Genomic DNA, 13,855 nt, shown 5'->3' on the forward strand with positions numbered 1-13,855 from the left:
TACGAGGGCTTCCGGCCGGCACTCCCCCAAGCTCTTCGAGCAGGGGGTACCCCCAGAGCACGCACCGGGCGCCGCTCCTTGACGGGCGAACGTTGCCTTCCGGGGCACTAGCCGCCGGAGACCACCACGACCAGCCCGATGATCAGCAGCACCACCACCGACGTCCACACCTTGGCGGCGATGGGGGAGGTCCCGTAGTAGATCTCCTCCAGGTGCGTCCCCAAGCTCTTGCGCGGCCGCCGCACGCCGTACGAGGTCCCGTACGGCAATCCCATTTCCCGTACCTGGTCGAGCAGCAGCCGGTTGGTGCTGATGCGCCCCCGTGTCTCCTGGCTCGTGCAGAACTCCTCGGCCAGCTCCAGCAGCCGGAGACCGCGACCGCAGCCGGGCGCCAGGGCGATCGCACAGTTGTTGAACAGGATCGCGGCGGAATCGCAGAGCCGGTCCACGGCATCCGGGATGTCGGGGAGCCCGGCGAGCGCGCCGCGGCGCAGGCGGCGCAGTTCGTGCAGCGGCAGCGTGGCGGCCTCCAGCGTGTCGGCAGCACCCTGCGCATCGCTCCGGTCGAGCTGCCTCGCGGCCGTCTCCAGAGCCTTCACCACCGGATCGAAAACCGGCTTGGCCTTGTCGAACCAGACACCGGCCTCGTCCAGCCGCGCACGGTTCTGCTCGATCGTCCGCCGCGTCCCCTCGTACGGCTTCAGTCGCAGCGCCAGGTCCAGCAGGTCGAAGCTCTCCCGCACGGGCGGGGTCGCGTCCGAGGCGGGGGACAGGGCCACCGCGCAGTTGTTGAGCAACAGGGCGGTGGTGTCGGAGAGCTGGCCGACACCCAGCGACATTCCGAAGTCGGCGAAGGCGTCGAGCCGCTCCACGACCGGGACGACCCGGGCGCGCAGCGTCCCGGCCGCGGCGGTCGCGGCCGTCTTCCGGTCGCCTTCCGAGAAGGCGCCGGCGAGTTCCTCCCCCGTCTGGCGCAGCTCGCTCTCCGCCGACTCGTACAACGGGGCCAACTGCTCCTCCAGCGCCTCCCCGAGGACGCCCCGCCCGGTCCAGGTCCACTGCGTGCAGTACCGGGCCAGCCGGGCCGGATCCTGGGTGCGCGCGGCCAGACCGGCGACGGCCGAGACCAGCACGCGGCGCACCTCGGCCTCGAGTACCGTCACCGCGGTCTCGGTCAGCCGCCTGTCGTCGAGCGCGGCGACGCGGTGCCGCAGATGTGCCCAGACCGCGCGCTGCCCGAGCAGCTTGCGCCACAGCCGGGCCGCGGTCTGCCAATACCCCTCCTCGGGGCGCTCGGCGCGGCGCTGCGGTCCGCCGCGGCCCTTCTTCTTTCCGGCCGGGCGTTTCGGCCCACCCGCGCCCCGGCGCCGTGGCGCCTCACCGCCCCCCAGCTCCGCGTCGAGCGCCCGGGCATGGGCCCGGACCGCCTCGTCGTGCTGCCGGTGCAGCTCCGGCTCGCACGGGCAGGAGGCGTCCGAGGCATCCGGTGTCTCCCAGAACCAGAACAGCTCGTCGACGATCCGGCGCTGCGGATGGTCGAGCACGTCGAAGGCCGTGCGGAGTTCCTCCGGCCCGGCCGCGTCGGGCAGCGGCAGCTCACCGACGGGACCGACGGCGACCCCGGCCTTCGCGGCCGTGGCGATCTGCTGCCGGCGCCGGACGATCGTACGGCGGGCCGCGCGGGTGCTCGCCCCGGTCACCCGGAAGGCGTTGCGGCGGTAGAGCTCCGGGCCGCTCAGCTCCCGCAGCCGTTCCCGGACGACAGGTGCGTCACCGCCCATGGCTACGGCTGCCCCGCGGGCGACCGGTCCTGGAGTCCGGGGTGTCGGACGGGTCGGGATTGTCCGGGGCGTCGTCCATCAGGTTGAGGTCCGGCGGCACCAGCGTCGTCGACTCCACCAGGCCCTTGAGCAGGTTGTGCAGCAGGGTGTTGTCGTAGGGCCGCCGCTCCTCGCTCCTGTCGTGCACCAGCGGGTACTTGAAGCCGGTGCCGTGCAGCCGGTGGCGTACCACCTCGATGCGGTGCTCGATCCTGCGTTCGTTCCAGTTGTCGTCCGGACGCAGGTGGACGAGCTGCCTGGCGGCCATGGAGTACGTCAGGGGCCGCGGGTCCTCCTCGTACAGCAGGTACCGCTGGCCGAGGACCACCAGCAGCAGCCGTTCGTCGTCGTCGAGCGCCCAGGTCTCAGGCCGCAGGGTCTCGGCCCGGCGGCGCGACACCGGCCCCTGGTCGTCGTGGTCGGCCACGTACAGCTCGATCAGGTGCTCGCGGTAGCCGGAGCCCTTCACGAACAGCGGGGTGTAGCCGGTGGTGAGGGGGACCGGCTCGGTGGCGGTGTGCATCATCCGGCCGCGCGGCAGCCGCACCAGCTGCCGCCCGGTGTTGCGCAGCCACCACTGTCCCTGACGGTACGTCAGCTCCCCGTGCCGGCGGCTCACCCGCAGGTCGTCCACGCCGACCTCCAGGTCCACATCCGGCCGCTCGCCCCGGCCGAAGCGGACGGTCAGTCCCGGACGGGGCGGGGCGCACAGGTCACCGGTGACCGTGCGCGCGTGCAGGGTCCCCGGCGCGGTGGGCGCGACACCGCGCGCGAGGCTGGCGGAGAAGGTCATCGCTGGTCTCCTCGGTGCGTGGGCGTGCGACTCGTGCGGAATCGACACGGTGCGGCCCCGGCGCGGGCGGGCCCTGCCGGACGTACCCGTCAGCATGGGCCGACCTGCTCGGGACCCCTCCCCGTGGCCGGTCGGCCACCGCAGTGGGGGCGTCAGCGGGCGCGCAGTTCCGCGGCCGCGGCGGTGGCGAGCTCGGTGGCCAGGTGGCACAGCTCGCCCATGGACCGCTGCCCGCCGACGTGCAGCCGCAGCATCTCGACGGCCGTCTCGGCGTCACGGCCGCCGTACTCGCGGTACGGGACGAAGACGGTGCAGGTGCCGTCGCCGTTGCCCTCCGGCTCGACGACGGCGTCGTAGCCGCTGAGCCGGACGATGCGGCCGTCCCGCGCGGACTTGGGCTCGTCGCGGAAGAAGGCGATCTCCGCCTCCAGCTCGTCGACGTCGCTGAACCACTCGCAGTCCCAGTCCGCGACACCGGCCTCCGGCACGTCGGCCCTGATGCCGGGGACGACGGACAGCGCCTCGGCGTCGAGCAGCGCGCAGGCGCTCCGCCAGGCCAGCGAGGCGTCCGGGTAGGGCGGGGAACGGCGGGGGAGCGGGCCGCGGTTCAGGACTTCGGCCGCGCTGCGGGCGGCGGTGTCGGCGACCGCGCACAGCGCCGCGGCACCGCCCGCCACCGTGCCGTGCCCCACGTCGACACGGACCCCCACGAACATGTCGCCGCTGGTGCGGCCACTGCCGGTGCCACCGCCGCCGATGGCGTCCCGGGACAGCAGGAGCCCGCACTCGCCCTTCTTCGACGGTGCCTCCCGGACGGCGATGCCCCCGATGGTCCTGACGGGGTCCGACGCCTCGGGTGGCGAGCCCCTGCGCAGTTGGACCGACACGTCGATACGGGACCTGTCGTCCGGGTGGACGAGCACGTCGCAGCGGTCGAAGTTGCCGTAGTCGACGTCTACTTCGCTCTCCCCGAACCGGTGGAGCGCGTCGGGGTCGGCCAGGGCGCACACGTCGGCGGTGCGCGGATCACCGATCAGGGCCCGCGTCCCACCGTTCGAGGGGTCCTTCGGCAGCTGCCTCCCGGCGGACCCCCGCGTGCCGTTCCCGTCCCCACCCCGCTCGTCACCGTTTTCCGGAATGGCGACGAGGCTCAGGACGATCGCGGCGCCGACGCCGAGGGCAGCCGCCAGGAACAAGGCACGGCGTCGCCGCCGCGGGCGCCCGCCACCGGGCGGGGCGGGGCGGATGTCCGGGTCCGGCGTCCCATGTTCGGCCACGGCCGCCAGAAGCCGCCCGGCCTCGGCCGCCTCGGGGCGCTGCCGTGGGTCGCGCCGCAACATGGCGCCGAGCACGGGAAGGAGCGGGCCCACGGCCTCGGCGTCCATCTCGACGACGCCCTGCTCGGCCTTCCAGTACGTCAGACGGTCCCGGTCCTCCCCGGCGGCCCCCACCCCGTCACCGTTCGCCCCGTCATCGTTCGCCCCGGGCTCGCCGCCGCGCGGCGGGGAACCGGTGACCAGCGCGTAGAGGGTGGCGGCCAGGCAGAACACGTCGGAGGCGGGCCGGGGGACGTTCCCCCGGGCCAGCTCGGGGGCGGCGTAGTCCGGGGTGAAGCTGTAGGGCCCGTTGGCCGTGATGGTCTCGCTGCCGCCGGCCCGGTAGGCGGCACCGAAGTCCAGCAGCTTGGCGGCACCGCGCCGGGTGAGGCCGACGTTGGCGGGCTTGAGGTCGCAGTGGACGATGCCCGCCTCGTGCAACGCGGCCAGCGCGTCGGCGAGTTGGGCCCCGATCCGGGCCACGCGCTCGGGGCTCATGGGCGGCTGCCGGTCGAGCCCGCCGCCGGGCACGTACTCCATGACGAACCAGTACGTCTCGCCCACGTCCCCGGCGGCGTCCACGGCGGTGTCCCCGCCCACGTCCCCGCCGGTGTCCCCGTCCGACCGCACCGTCACGACGTCGAACAGTGTCACGACATGGGGATGATCACGGAACTTGGCCAGGGCGCGCGGCTCGCCCAGCAGCCGCCGCACCGCGGTCTCGCGGTCGCCCTCGACACGCTCCGGCTTCAGCGCGACGTCCTGCCCCACCATCGTGTCGTGGGCCAGCCACACGTCACCGCCGCGCCCTGCGCCGATGACCTCCTTGAGGACATAGCGGCCGGCGAACTCGTCTCCGGGACGCACGTTCTTCTCCCCCCTCGCATCGGCCCAGAACGCGCGCCACCACCCACGCGCGCGTAAGGGGAACCTACTGCGTAGGCGGAAGGTTACTCACAGTCTCCCCAGAGCCTCCATCAGCCGCACGCACGCCTTCGGCGAGGTCCGCATCCAGAGGCCCCGCCGACGTACTGATCGGCTACGTCCCCGACGCCCTGTAGCGGGCCGGTGACATTCGGGACGAACCCGTAGCAGGGGTGCGGGGCAACGTATGCGGGGGGTGACGGGTCGTAGTGGGTGCAAGGGCCGAAGCCCGCGCTTTCACACGAAAACCATGGGGGAAACATGCACGTCCGTACTCGAGGCATCCGTACCACCGTGGCCGCGCTGGCGGCCGCCGCCGGTGTCGCCGCAGCCGCCCTCCCGGCCACTGCCGCCACCGCACCGGCTTCCGGCACACCCCGGTTCCTGGAGCCGGCCGAACTGCCGCCGCACCGGACCTCGCCCTGGTACGCCGGTCCGGTCACCGCCGGTCAGCCGGACCCGCTGCCGGTGTGCGTGGGCGAGGCCCTGCCGTCCATCGCCTCCCACCGCTCGTACTGGACCGAGTACGAGACCAACGCCCAGCAGATCACGGTCGTGGAGCGCAGTGCACAGCGGGCCAAGGACTTCGCGGCGCTGCTGCGCAAGGACATCGCCGGCTGCGCGAAGAAGCTGATGGAGCAGGACCCCGACACCACGGCGACGCAGAAGAACTACGGCCGGCTGAATGTCGAGGAGGGCGCTCACGTCTACGGCCTCCACACCGCTTCGGTGTGGGGTTCCTCCAACATCGGCCTGTTCTCGGTCGGCCGCGACGGCAGGACCGTGACGGTGGTCCTGTGGGGCCAGATGGGCAACTTCCAGCACGCCCAGGTGTCCGACTTCAAGGCCACCACCGTCACGGCGGTCAACAAGCTGTACTGACGGGCTCAGCCGCGGGCGGGCTCTGTGCGGCCGTCGTAGCCGTCGTACACGAGGAGCCCGTCGTCGCGCAGTCGTGCGCCGGGCGTCGGCGAATGGGCGCTGAGGCGCCCGTCGTGCATGAGGTGGTGAGCCGGTACGCCGCGGGCGAGTACCGCGAAGTCGGCGATCAGCCGGCGGTGGCAACGCCACCAGACCGCCTCGCTGCACATCACGGCGGTGCGGCCGTGCGCGGCTTCGCGCAGCACCCGTTCCATCGCGGCGACGAACTCGGGGGAGCGGGTGTGGGCGGCGTAGCCCCGGAAGGAGGCGTTGCGCCACACGATGTCCGGGCTGTCCACGGGAGGTGTGCGGAACCCGCCGAGAGCGGGTTCCCACCGGTAGGCGATGCCGCGGCCCGGCATCCACTCGGCGAGCCGCCGCCGCGACAGATCGGGGTCGCGGCGGCTGCCGGGAGCGGTCCGCACATCCACGACGGCCGTGACGCCGGCGTGACGCAGCAGATCGGCGATCCGGTCCCGATCGGCGGTGCTGTGCCCGAAGGTCAGCAGAAGCGCGTCCACACCGTCGGACTTTCCCGTTTTCGCGGACCCACACGAGGATGGAGCCTGTCGCTGTATGCCGAGGAGAAGCCGCTTGTGCGCCCGGACTGGAGCTGGTTTGCCGCGTCCCTGCCTCACCCAACTCCGCGTCAGATGTCCCGGAAGAGACCAGCGAGCCCCGTGACCTGCTGCGCTGGGCGGCTGCGGGGCGCTGACCCGCATCGGTGGTCCGCCTTGAACGAACGGCAGCGCGCGCTTCCGGAGCGGCTTCCGGCCGGTGGGGAACCTGGCGCCTGGGGACCGGAGGAGCCAAGGTGATGGCCGGGTACGCCGCCTCCGGGGGAGTCCCCTTCGCCGTGCCCGCCTTCCATCGGCCGCCTGGCAGGCCGCAGTGATCCCCCGAGGACTCGGTGGTCCCCTCCCGGCATGGCTGTGGCGGGCACGCGGTGTACACGGACTTGCTCAGGCAGATCACCCGCACGCTTCAGAGGCTGATCTCACAAATCGCGCACTTGTCCCCAATGCGCAGCCCACTCGTCTGCCTCTGGGGCTCCGACCTGGCCGTATTGCCTGGCCGGGGACCTTTCCGCGCAGGTGCCCTCTTCGCTGCCTCTGGCTGCTTCGGGACGGCCATGGCCGATCTGCGCCGGTGGATCACGCTGGCGGCTCGGGAACGGGTCCTTATCAGTCAGGCGTGACGTGGCTGGTTCGGTCCTGGTGCGCTGCGGTCAATGCGCTGGGCAATTGCCTGGTGGATGGGGCTGTGTCGGTATGTGGTTGGCGCTGTTCGCGGCTGAGCGGTTTCTGGCCGGGGTGTGGCGCGGAATGGACAAGTGGCCTATCACATCGCACAGTTGGAGACGGAAGGCAAGAGCGACAGTTTCGGCCAAACCTGTATGGTGATCTTGGCTGAGATGGATCGACAAGTAGACAATACGCGAGGTGAGTCAGCCAGAAGGCGATGAAGCCCGACGGACGACCTCTCACTCCGGACGGGGTAGCAGACAGGAGAGATTGTGGAACGCTACTTCACCAGCAGGTGGCATGAGGATCTCCGGCTTCGAGTGCGTGAGTTCGCCGAACGCGAAGTGCGGCCCCGGATCGCGGAGATGGAGGCTTCGCGAAGGGTGGCCCACGAGCTGTCCCTGCTCATAGCGCGGCAGGGATGGATCGGGGTGACCATCGGCAAGGAGTACGGCGGCATGGGGGCCGGACACCTTGCCAAGACGATCATCATCGAGGAACTCTCCCGTGTCAGTGGGGCCATGGGGGCCATGGTGCAGGCATCCCAGCTCGGCGTCGCCAAGATCGTCCATTTCGGCAACGAGCGGCAGAAACGGACCTGGCTGCCGCGCATCGCCGCGGGCGACTGCCTGCCCACGATCGCGGTCACCGAGCCGCAGTCAGGCGGTCACGTCCTGGGCATGGGCAGCACCGCCGTCCGCGACGGCGACGAATACGTTCTCAACGGCCGCAAGGTCTTCGTCGGCAACAGCCACGTCGGGGACCTGCACGGTGTGGTCGTCCGCACGGGAGAGGGTTCGAAGGGACTGTCGGCGTTCCTCGTCGAGGCCGACCGCCCTGGCTTCTCCCTGGCCCCGCAGCAGCCCGCCATGGGACTGCACGGCTTCAGCTTCGGCGAGCTGATCTTCGACAACTGCCGCGTGCCGGCCGAGAATCTGCTCGGTTCGGAGGGCCAGGGCCTGGCCGTCGCCTACTCCTCCAGCGTGCTCTACGGCCGGCCCAACCTGACCGCGGTCTCCCTCGGGATTCACCAGGCCGTCTTCGAGGAGACAACCGCTCTGTGCATCGAGCGTGAGCGGTACGGCGCGCCGCTCGGCGCAGTCAACAACATCCAGCTCAAGCTGGGCAGGTTGAAGTCCCGGCTCATGACGGCCAGGCTGGCCGCCTACCACGCGGTGCACCTGCTCGACCAGGGCCTGCCGTGCGACGCGGAGCTGATGAACGCCAAGTTCCTCAACGTCGAGTCCGCCATCGAATCGGCGAAGGACGGCATGGACATCCACGCCGCAGCCGGCCTGTTCACCGATCGCCCGATGGAGCGATACCTGCGCGACGCCCACCACATCTACGCACCCGCCGGCACCTCCGACATCCAACTGCTGCGCCTGGGGGAAATGGCGCTCGGCGAGGCCAAGGGCCAGTGGTCCGAGCGTCTGGCCGACCTGGTGCGGACGATACCCGCCCAGCGCCGGGAAGAGCAGTCCGAGCCCTTGCCGCTGGAGACGGTCGGCCACACGGGCTGAAACTCGCAGGGAGCCGCCGACACAGCGTCGTGCCCGCGGCTCCCCCACTACGAATCAAGGGGCCCGGTGGTAGGCGGCCGCCCCTCACACGTGCTCAGATCCCGCCCTTACGCTCCATTTCGGCGATGCGCTCCGTCAGTTGCTGCGCCATCGACTTGATGGTCTCCAGGCCCGCCCGTCCCCATGGACGGGTGTCGGTGTCCACGACGCAGATCGTCCCCAGGGCCATCCCGGTCTGCTGGTCGATCAGCGGCGCGCCCATGTAGGAGCGGATGCCGATCTCGTCGACGACCGGATTCCCGGCGAACCGCGGATAGTCGCAGACGTCCTCCAGCACCAGTGCCTTGCGCCGCACGACGACGTGCGGGCAGTAGCCGTGGTCACGGGCCATCACCCGGCCCACCTGCGGACCCGGCTGCAACTCCATCCCGGGCCGGCCGGCCGCGTAGAGGCCGGCGAAGTACTGGCGGTTCTCGTCGATGAAGTTGACCATCGAGAACGGCGCATTGGTGACGCGCGCCAGGTCGGCGGCGAAGTCGTCGAATTCCTCGACCGGGCCGTCCCCGATGCCGATGTCGCGCAGCCTGGCGACGCGGGCGGGGGCGTCCCTGTCCTCGGGGGTCAAAAGCAGGTGGGAGGTGGGGTCGTACTGGCTGTAGGGATCCGGGGCTGACATGCAGGCTCCAATCGGCCGCGCTGAGCGTGCGTCAGCGCAGCGGGTCAAGCTCCGCGGACGGTACGCCGGGAGTCGAGGTGAGCAAGTGCTGTACGAGTGCGACCAACACGCTGGTGCTGGAGGAGCACTGCCGCGCGTCGCACATCACGACGGGGGTGTCGGGCTTGAGGGCGAGGGCCGCGCGGACCTCGTCGGGCGTGTAGTGATAGGCGCCGTCGAACTCGTTGACTCCCACGACGAAACCGATGCCGCGGCGTTCGAAGAAGTCGACGGCCGCGAAGCAGTGCTCCAGCCGGCGGGTGTCGGCGAGGACCACGGCGCCCAGGGCCCCGTTGGACAACTCGTCCCACATGAACCAGAACCGTTCCTGTCCGGGTGTTCCGAACAGGTACAGGATGTGTTGATCGTCCAGGGTGATACGGCCGAAGTCCATCGCCACGGTGGTGGTCGACTTGTCCTCGATGCCGACCAGGCTGTCTGTGCGGGCACTGACCTGAGTCAGCAGTTCCTCGGTACTCAACGGCTCGATTTCGCTGACTGCTCCTACGAAGGTGGTCTTGCCGACCCCGAAGCCTCCGGCAATGAGGATCTTCAGGGCGGTACGGAAGGGGTCAGAGCCGCTTACGAAGGCCATTCAGCACCGCCTCCAGGAGATTTCGGTCGGTTGGGGAGCCCGCCCTCATGACGTGCGGCGCCCGTGTGGTGAGCGCGTCGTGCTGCACGAGGTCGGACAGGAGAACTTTGGTGATGACGGCCGGCAGCCGCATGTGAGCGGCTACCTCGGCAACCGACAGGGGGACACCGCACAGGTCCAGGACCTGCTCGTAGTCGGGCCCCAAGTAGGCGTTCGGCCGGGTGCCGGTGGCCACCACTTGGGTGAGCAGGTCGAAGTGCGCCGAGGGACGGGTGCGCCCGTTGCTGACGGTGTACGGGCGTACCAACCGCCCGGCCTCGTCGTCGAGCCACGCCTCGTCCTGCGCGTCCGTCATCCTCAGCGCCTCGGATCATGGGCCGCGGCGGCCGCCTGTTGCCGGGCCGGGGTGGCGAGATACGTGCGGACACTCTTGACCAGCTTGGCCATCTCGTAGCCGAGCACGGCCGCGTCGGCCTCTCTTCCGGCCAGGACCGCCAGACAGGCCCCGGAGCCCGCCGCGCACACGAACAGCAGCGCGGTGTCCAGCTCCACGACCACCTGACGTACGTCCGCACCTTCGGCGAACCGCATCCCTGCGCTGCGCGCGAGGGAGTGCAGACCGGACGCCACGGCCGCCAGGTGTTCTGCTTCGTCGACGGTCTCCAGCCCGTCGAATGCCTTCGCCAGTCCGTCCGAGGACAGCAACAGGGCGCTGCGGGCATGGGGGACCCTTTGGACGAGCCCGGTCAGGAGCCAGTCGAGATTCTGGTTCTGGACGGTAGGCATGTCGCTCACGGTGGCGTTCTTCTCCTCGGGGGTGGTGTGAAGCCTGTGCTCAGCGAGAGCTTTCAGCGGAATTGTCATCGGGTTCGTTCTCGGCGAGACCGAATCCTCGCTGGAACGTGGCCATCAGCCCTGGATCGTGCTCCGCCTCTTGTTCGTTCCCCCTGTGCGTGCCGGGAGCGTCCCGGAGCTGCGGCACGAGGTGCTCCTGCGCGTTGCGCTGCGGCAGCGGCGGCCGCTCGTCGTCGGCCGGCCCGCTGGTGCGCGAGGGCCCCCGGCCGTACGGCTGCGCGGCCTCCACGGGCCCTGCGTGCCGCGACGCCATGGGCATTGGCGCGGCTTGAGGCAGTGGCTGCGCCGCGGCCTGGTGCGCCACGGGGCGGGTGGCCTGCTGCGGCGCGGGCGACGGGCCTACGGGGCGGGCGGCCTGCTGCGCTGCGGGCGGCGGGCCTACGGGGCGGGCGGCCTGCTGCGGCGCGGGCGGCGGGCCCACGGGCTGGGCGGCCGGCTGCGGCGGGGCGGCAGCCTGAACCGGCCGGGCCATGTCGGCAGCCTGGTGCGGTGCCTCCTCCGGTTCGTCACCGACCAGTCCACGCGGAATGATCAAGATGGCCTGGATGCCGCCGAAGATGTTGTTCTGCAGCCGGACCGCGAGGCCATGGCGGCGGGCCAGCGCGGAAACCACGTACAACCCGATTCGGCCGTCCGCGAGCAGCTTGCCGATGTCGATGCGGTCCGGCTCGGCGAGCAGCTGGTTGTACCGGTCCTGCTCCTCCAGCGGCATGCCGAGACCGCGGTCCTCGACCTCGACCGCCAGTCCCGCGGCCACCCGCTGGGAACGCAGCAGTACCTGGGTGTGCGGATCCGAGAAGGCCGTGGCGTTCTCGACCAGTTCGGCGAGCAGGTGGATGACGTCGGCGACGGCGTGACCGCGTACCGTCCCCTCGATCGGGGGCACCAGTTTGACCCGGGAGTAGTCCTCGACCTCGGCGATCGATGAACGCAGTACCTCGGTCAAGGTCACCGGGCGGGTCCACTGGCGTCGGGAGACGGAGCCGCCGAGCACAGCGACGTTCTCCGCGTGCCGCCGGATGCGGGTGGCCAGGTGGTCGACGTGGAAGAGGCCCTTGAGCAGGTCCGGGTCCTCAACTTCGTTCTCGAGCCGGTCGAGCATGCTGATCGCACGGTGCACAAGGGACTGCAGCCGCCGGGCGAGGTTGACGAAGACCTCGACCCTCTCCTTGCTGTCCTGCCTGCTGTCCTCGGAGGGCATCGCGGCCGACGCGGCCTGCGCCGAGCCCTGCGCGGCGACCGTCTTGGTCTGCCACAGCAAGACGTTGATCTCGTAGGCCAGACGACCGTGTACGTCGCCCTCGGGCGGGGCGTGATGGGTGAACGAAGGCTGCTCGACGCTCTCCCCCCGGCCCAGTCTCTCCAGGAGGTCCTGCAGTTCCGTCTGCCCCGCGGCGACCGCGCGGCGCAGTACCTCGTACTGCCGCGATGCGCTGCGGGCCTCGGCGCGGCCGGCGAACACGGCCCCGACCAGAACGCCCGTGCCGAGTACGGCGCCCGCGGTGAGCACGCCCCAGGTGGCGGCGTCGGCGGCGCCGGTCTGAGCAAGCAGTACGTAGATGATCAGGACCGCCGCGAGAACTGCCATGAGGACAGCGGGCCACAGTGCCAGGCGTACCGTGCGGGACCGGGTGACCGCATCGGCTGGCTGATTCTGGACTGTCCGCCTGGCATGCCTGTTGCGCGCCGGGCCCGCCGCGGTCGTTGTTCGACCGGCATCCGAACGCGCTGTGAAGGTCGGGGAATCGGGCATCGAAGTCCTCTCGATCAGCCAGTTCGGACACCTGGCGGCGCAGCGCAAGCCAACCGGCAACTCGGTTTCGCGATGGGAGGGTTATTCGGTCGGCCACCCTACGCCAGTCTCATTCATGTGGCGTAATCACACGGGTAATCACTTGACCATAAAGAGGACTTACCGGACTGCTGAAACGATTAGTCTGCCCTCGGCGCCGGCACGGCACAGCGTGCTCGAGCAGAGCACTGGACCGCAGAGCGCGACTGGATGCAGCCGAACCCGCGGAGTGCTCGAACGGCTACGGTCGGACCATGCCAACGAACGAGAGGGTCGTCGTCCTGGGTGGCGGGGTCTCCGGCCTCACCACTGGAGTCGTGTTGCTGGAGGCCGGGCTGTCCGTGCGGTTGGTCGCCGAGGAGATCCCCGCCCGTACATCACTCGTGGCCGGCGCGATCTGGGGTCCGCACCTTGTCGAGCCCTGGGCGGATGTCCGGGAATGGGGTCTCGCATCTCTCGACGCCTTCCGGCGTCTCGCCGAGGAAGGCAAGGCCGGTGTCCGCATGGCATGCGGGATCATGGCGGCCCGGCAACCCTTCGAGGAACCACGGTGGAGCGAACTCCTCTCCGGCTTTCGGGAGGCTGACGCCTCCGAGCTTCCTCACGGCTTCCTCTCCGGTCACCGTTTCACCGCCCCGGTCGTCGACATGCCGGTCTATCTCGGCCATCTGCGTCGCCGTTTCCGCGCTCTCGGCGGGAGGCTTGAGCAGCGCGTGATCTGCTCACTCGACGAGTTCGCTGGTGTGTCCGCCGTCGTCAACTGCGCCGGCATGGGTGCCGCCGCGCTGGCCGGCGACCTCACGTTGCGGCCAACCTGTGTACGTCAGCTGGTGGTTGAGAACCCGGGCGTCACGGAATTCTTTTCCGAGCTCACAGGACCGTCGTCCGCCCTCGTCCACTTCTATCCGCACGGGGACACAGTCGTTCTGGGCGGTAGCGCGATCGACGATGACGGTGACGTGTCCGGGGACGCGGCCGCGGCGCACGGCATCGTCGAGCGTTGCGCCGCTCTCGAGCCGAGGCTGGCTGATGCCCGGGTCATCGCGTATCGAGTGGACGTCCGACCGACGCGCTTCGAGGTGCGGGTCGAGTCCGACCGCCGTGAAGACGGCCTCCTTGTGATTCACAACTACGGACACGGTGGAGCCGGAGTGACGCTGTCGTGGGGCTGCGCGCGGGAGGTCGCGCAGTTGCTCACCGAGGGGCTTTGGTGACCGCCGGCCGGGTCGTGTGCGGCTTCAGTCCTCGCCCCGCCATCGAGGTACTGCCCAGGCCAGCACGTAGCCGAAGCCGTTGACGGCCCAGTGCAGCGCCGCGGGCGCCAGCAGACTTCCGGACCGGCGCCGCAGCTCGCACA

12 protein-coding genes are annotated in these 13,855 nt (G+C 70.5%); 3 read left to right on the top strand and 9 right to left on the bottom strand.

The features are described 5' to 3' along the window. Positions 1-107: 107 nt before the first annotated feature. The 3 genes from AOQ53_RS35775 to AOQ53_RS35785 form a co-directional block, all read right to left on the bottom strand. Positions 108-1,781, bottom strand: a complete 1,674-nt coding sequence (locus tag AOQ53_RS35775) for a hypothetical protein (RefSeq protein WP_059423794.1) — start codon at positions 1,779-1,781, stop codon at positions 108-110. Next, positions 1,771-2,613 carry an FHA domain-containing protein gene (locus AOQ53_RS35780; protein ID WP_059423796.1) on the bottom strand — a complete coding sequence of 281 codons (843 nt, stop codon included), beginning with the start codon at positions 2,611-2,613 and terminating at the stop codon, positions 1,771-1,773. The genes AOQ53_RS35775 and AOQ53_RS35780 overlap by 11 nt, the downstream gene beginning before the upstream one ends. 152 nt (positions 2,614-2,765) lie before the next feature. Beyond that, positions 2,766-4,796 carry a serine/threonine-protein kinase gene (locus AOQ53_RS35785; RefSeq protein WP_059423798.1) on the bottom strand — a complete coding sequence of 677 codons (2,031 nt, stop codon included), beginning with the start codon at positions 4,794-4,796 and terminating at the stop codon, positions 2,766-2,768. A 318-nt stretch (positions 4,797-5,114) separates the two neighbouring features. Between AOQ53_RS35785 and AOQ53_RS35790 the strand changes: the two genes are divergently transcribed. Further along, on the top strand, positions 5,115-5,735 hold the full coding sequence (locus AOQ53_RS35790) for a hypothetical protein (protein WP_059423801.1): 621 nt from the start codon (positions 5,115-5,117) through the stop codon (positions 5,733-5,735). Positions 5,736-5,740: 5 nt separating this feature from the next. On the opposite strand, the gene AOQ53_RS35795 is transcribed toward AOQ53_RS35790, so the two are convergent. Beyond that, on the bottom strand, positions 5,741-6,295 hold the full coding sequence (locus tag AOQ53_RS35795; RefSeq protein ID WP_099054763.1) for a DUF488 domain-containing protein: 555 nt from the start codon (positions 6,293-6,295) through the stop codon (positions 5,741-5,743). Between the two features lie 995 nt (positions 6,296-7,290). On the opposite strand from AOQ53_RS35795, the gene AOQ53_RS35805 reads away from it, so the two are divergent. After that, the gene (locus AOQ53_RS35805; protein WP_059423804.1) at positions 7,291-8,541 is read left to right on the top strand and encodes an acyl-CoA dehydrogenase family protein; all 1,251 of its coding nucleotides are present in this window, start codon (positions 7,291-7,293) and stop codon (positions 8,539-8,541) included. Between the two features lie 94 nt (positions 8,542-8,635). Here the strand turns inward: AOQ53_RS35805 and AOQ53_RS35810 are convergent, their stop codons facing one another. The 5 genes from AOQ53_RS35810 to AOQ53_RS35830 are packed head-to-tail and all read right to left on the bottom strand — an operon-like array spanning position 8,636 to position 12,294. Beyond that, positions 8,636-9,217, bottom strand: a complete 582-nt coding sequence (locus AOQ53_RS35810; RefSeq protein ID WP_059423806.1) for a GAF domain-containing protein — start codon at positions 9,215-9,217, stop codon at positions 8,636-8,638. A 31-nt stretch (positions 9,218-9,248) separates the two neighbouring features. Next, positions 9,249-9,851, bottom strand: coding sequence for a GTP-binding protein (locus tag AOQ53_RS35815; RefSeq protein ID WP_059423808.1), 603 nt, complete (start codon positions 9,849-9,851; stop codon positions 9,249-9,251). Beyond that, positions 9,829-10,206, bottom strand: coding sequence for a DUF742 domain-containing protein (locus tag AOQ53_RS35820; protein WP_059423809.1), 378 nt, complete (start codon positions 10,204-10,206; stop codon positions 9,829-9,831). Before AOQ53_RS35820 ends, AOQ53_RS35815 begins: the two co-directional genes overlap by 23 nt. Before the next feature lie 2 nt (positions 10,207-10,208). Beyond that, positions 10,209-10,637, bottom strand: a complete 429-nt coding sequence (locus tag AOQ53_RS35825; protein WP_059423812.1) for a roadblock/LC7 domain-containing protein — start codon at positions 10,635-10,637, stop codon at positions 10,209-10,211. A 49-nt stretch (positions 10,638-10,686) separates the two neighbouring features. Beyond that, on the bottom strand, positions 10,687-12,294 hold the full coding sequence (locus AOQ53_RS35830) for a sensor histidine kinase (RefSeq protein WP_099054764.1): 1,608 nt from the start codon (positions 12,292-12,294) through the stop codon (positions 10,687-10,689). 458 nt (positions 12,295-12,752) lie between these two features. On the opposite strand from AOQ53_RS35830, the gene AOQ53_RS35835 reads away from it, so the two are divergent. After that, positions 12,753-13,712 carry an FAD-dependent oxidoreductase gene (locus tag AOQ53_RS35835; protein WP_059423810.1) on the top strand — a complete coding sequence of 320 codons (960 nt, stop codon included), beginning with the start codon at positions 12,753-12,755 and terminating at the stop codon, positions 13,710-13,712. Positions 13,713-13,855: the final 143 nt, after the last annotated feature.

Source organism: Streptomyces azureus (assembly GCF_001270025.1).
In the GTDB taxonomy this organism is placed as follows: Bacteria; Actinomycetota; Actinomycetes; order Streptomycetales; family Streptomycetaceae; genus Streptomyces; species Streptomyces azureus.

Excerpts from the sequence above, each read along its gene's own strand:
- AOQ53_RS35775 (WP_059423794.1), bottom strand. The coding sequence starts at position 1,781 with ATGGGCGGTGACGCACCTGTCGTCCGGGAACGGCTGCGGGAGCTGAGC.
- AOQ53_RS35780 (WP_059423796.1), bottom strand. The coding sequence starts at position 2,613 with ATGACCTTCTCCGCCAGCCTCGCGCGCGGTGTCGCGCCCACCGCGCCG.
- AOQ53_RS35790 (WP_059423801.1), top strand. The coding sequence starts at position 5,115 with ATGCACGTCCGTACTCGAGGCATCCGTACCACCGTGGCCGCGCTGGCG.
- AOQ53_RS35810 (WP_059423806.1), bottom strand. The coding sequence starts at position 9,217 with ATGTCAGCCCCGGATCCCTACAGCCAGTACGACCCCACCTCCCACCTG.
- AOQ53_RS35815 (WP_059423808.1), bottom strand. The coding sequence starts at position 9,851 with ATGGCCTTCGTAAGCGGCTCTGACCCCTTCCGTACCGCCCTGAAGATC.
- AOQ53_RS35820 (WP_059423809.1), bottom strand. The coding sequence starts at position 10,206 with ATGACGGACGCGCAGGACGAGGCGTGGCTCGACGACGAGGCCGGGCGG.
- AOQ53_RS35825 (WP_059423812.1), bottom strand. The coding sequence starts at position 10,637 with ATGCCTACCGTCCAGAACCAGAATCTCGACTGGCTCCTGACCGGGCTC.
- AOQ53_RS35830 (WP_099054764.1), bottom strand. The coding sequence starts at position 12,294 with ATGGCAGTTCTCGCGGCGGTCCTGATCATCTACGTACTGCTTGCTCAG.
- AOQ53_RS35835 (WP_059423810.1), top strand. The coding sequence starts at position 12,753 with ATGCCAACGAACGAGAGGGTCGTCGTCCTGGGTGGCGGGGTCTCCGGC.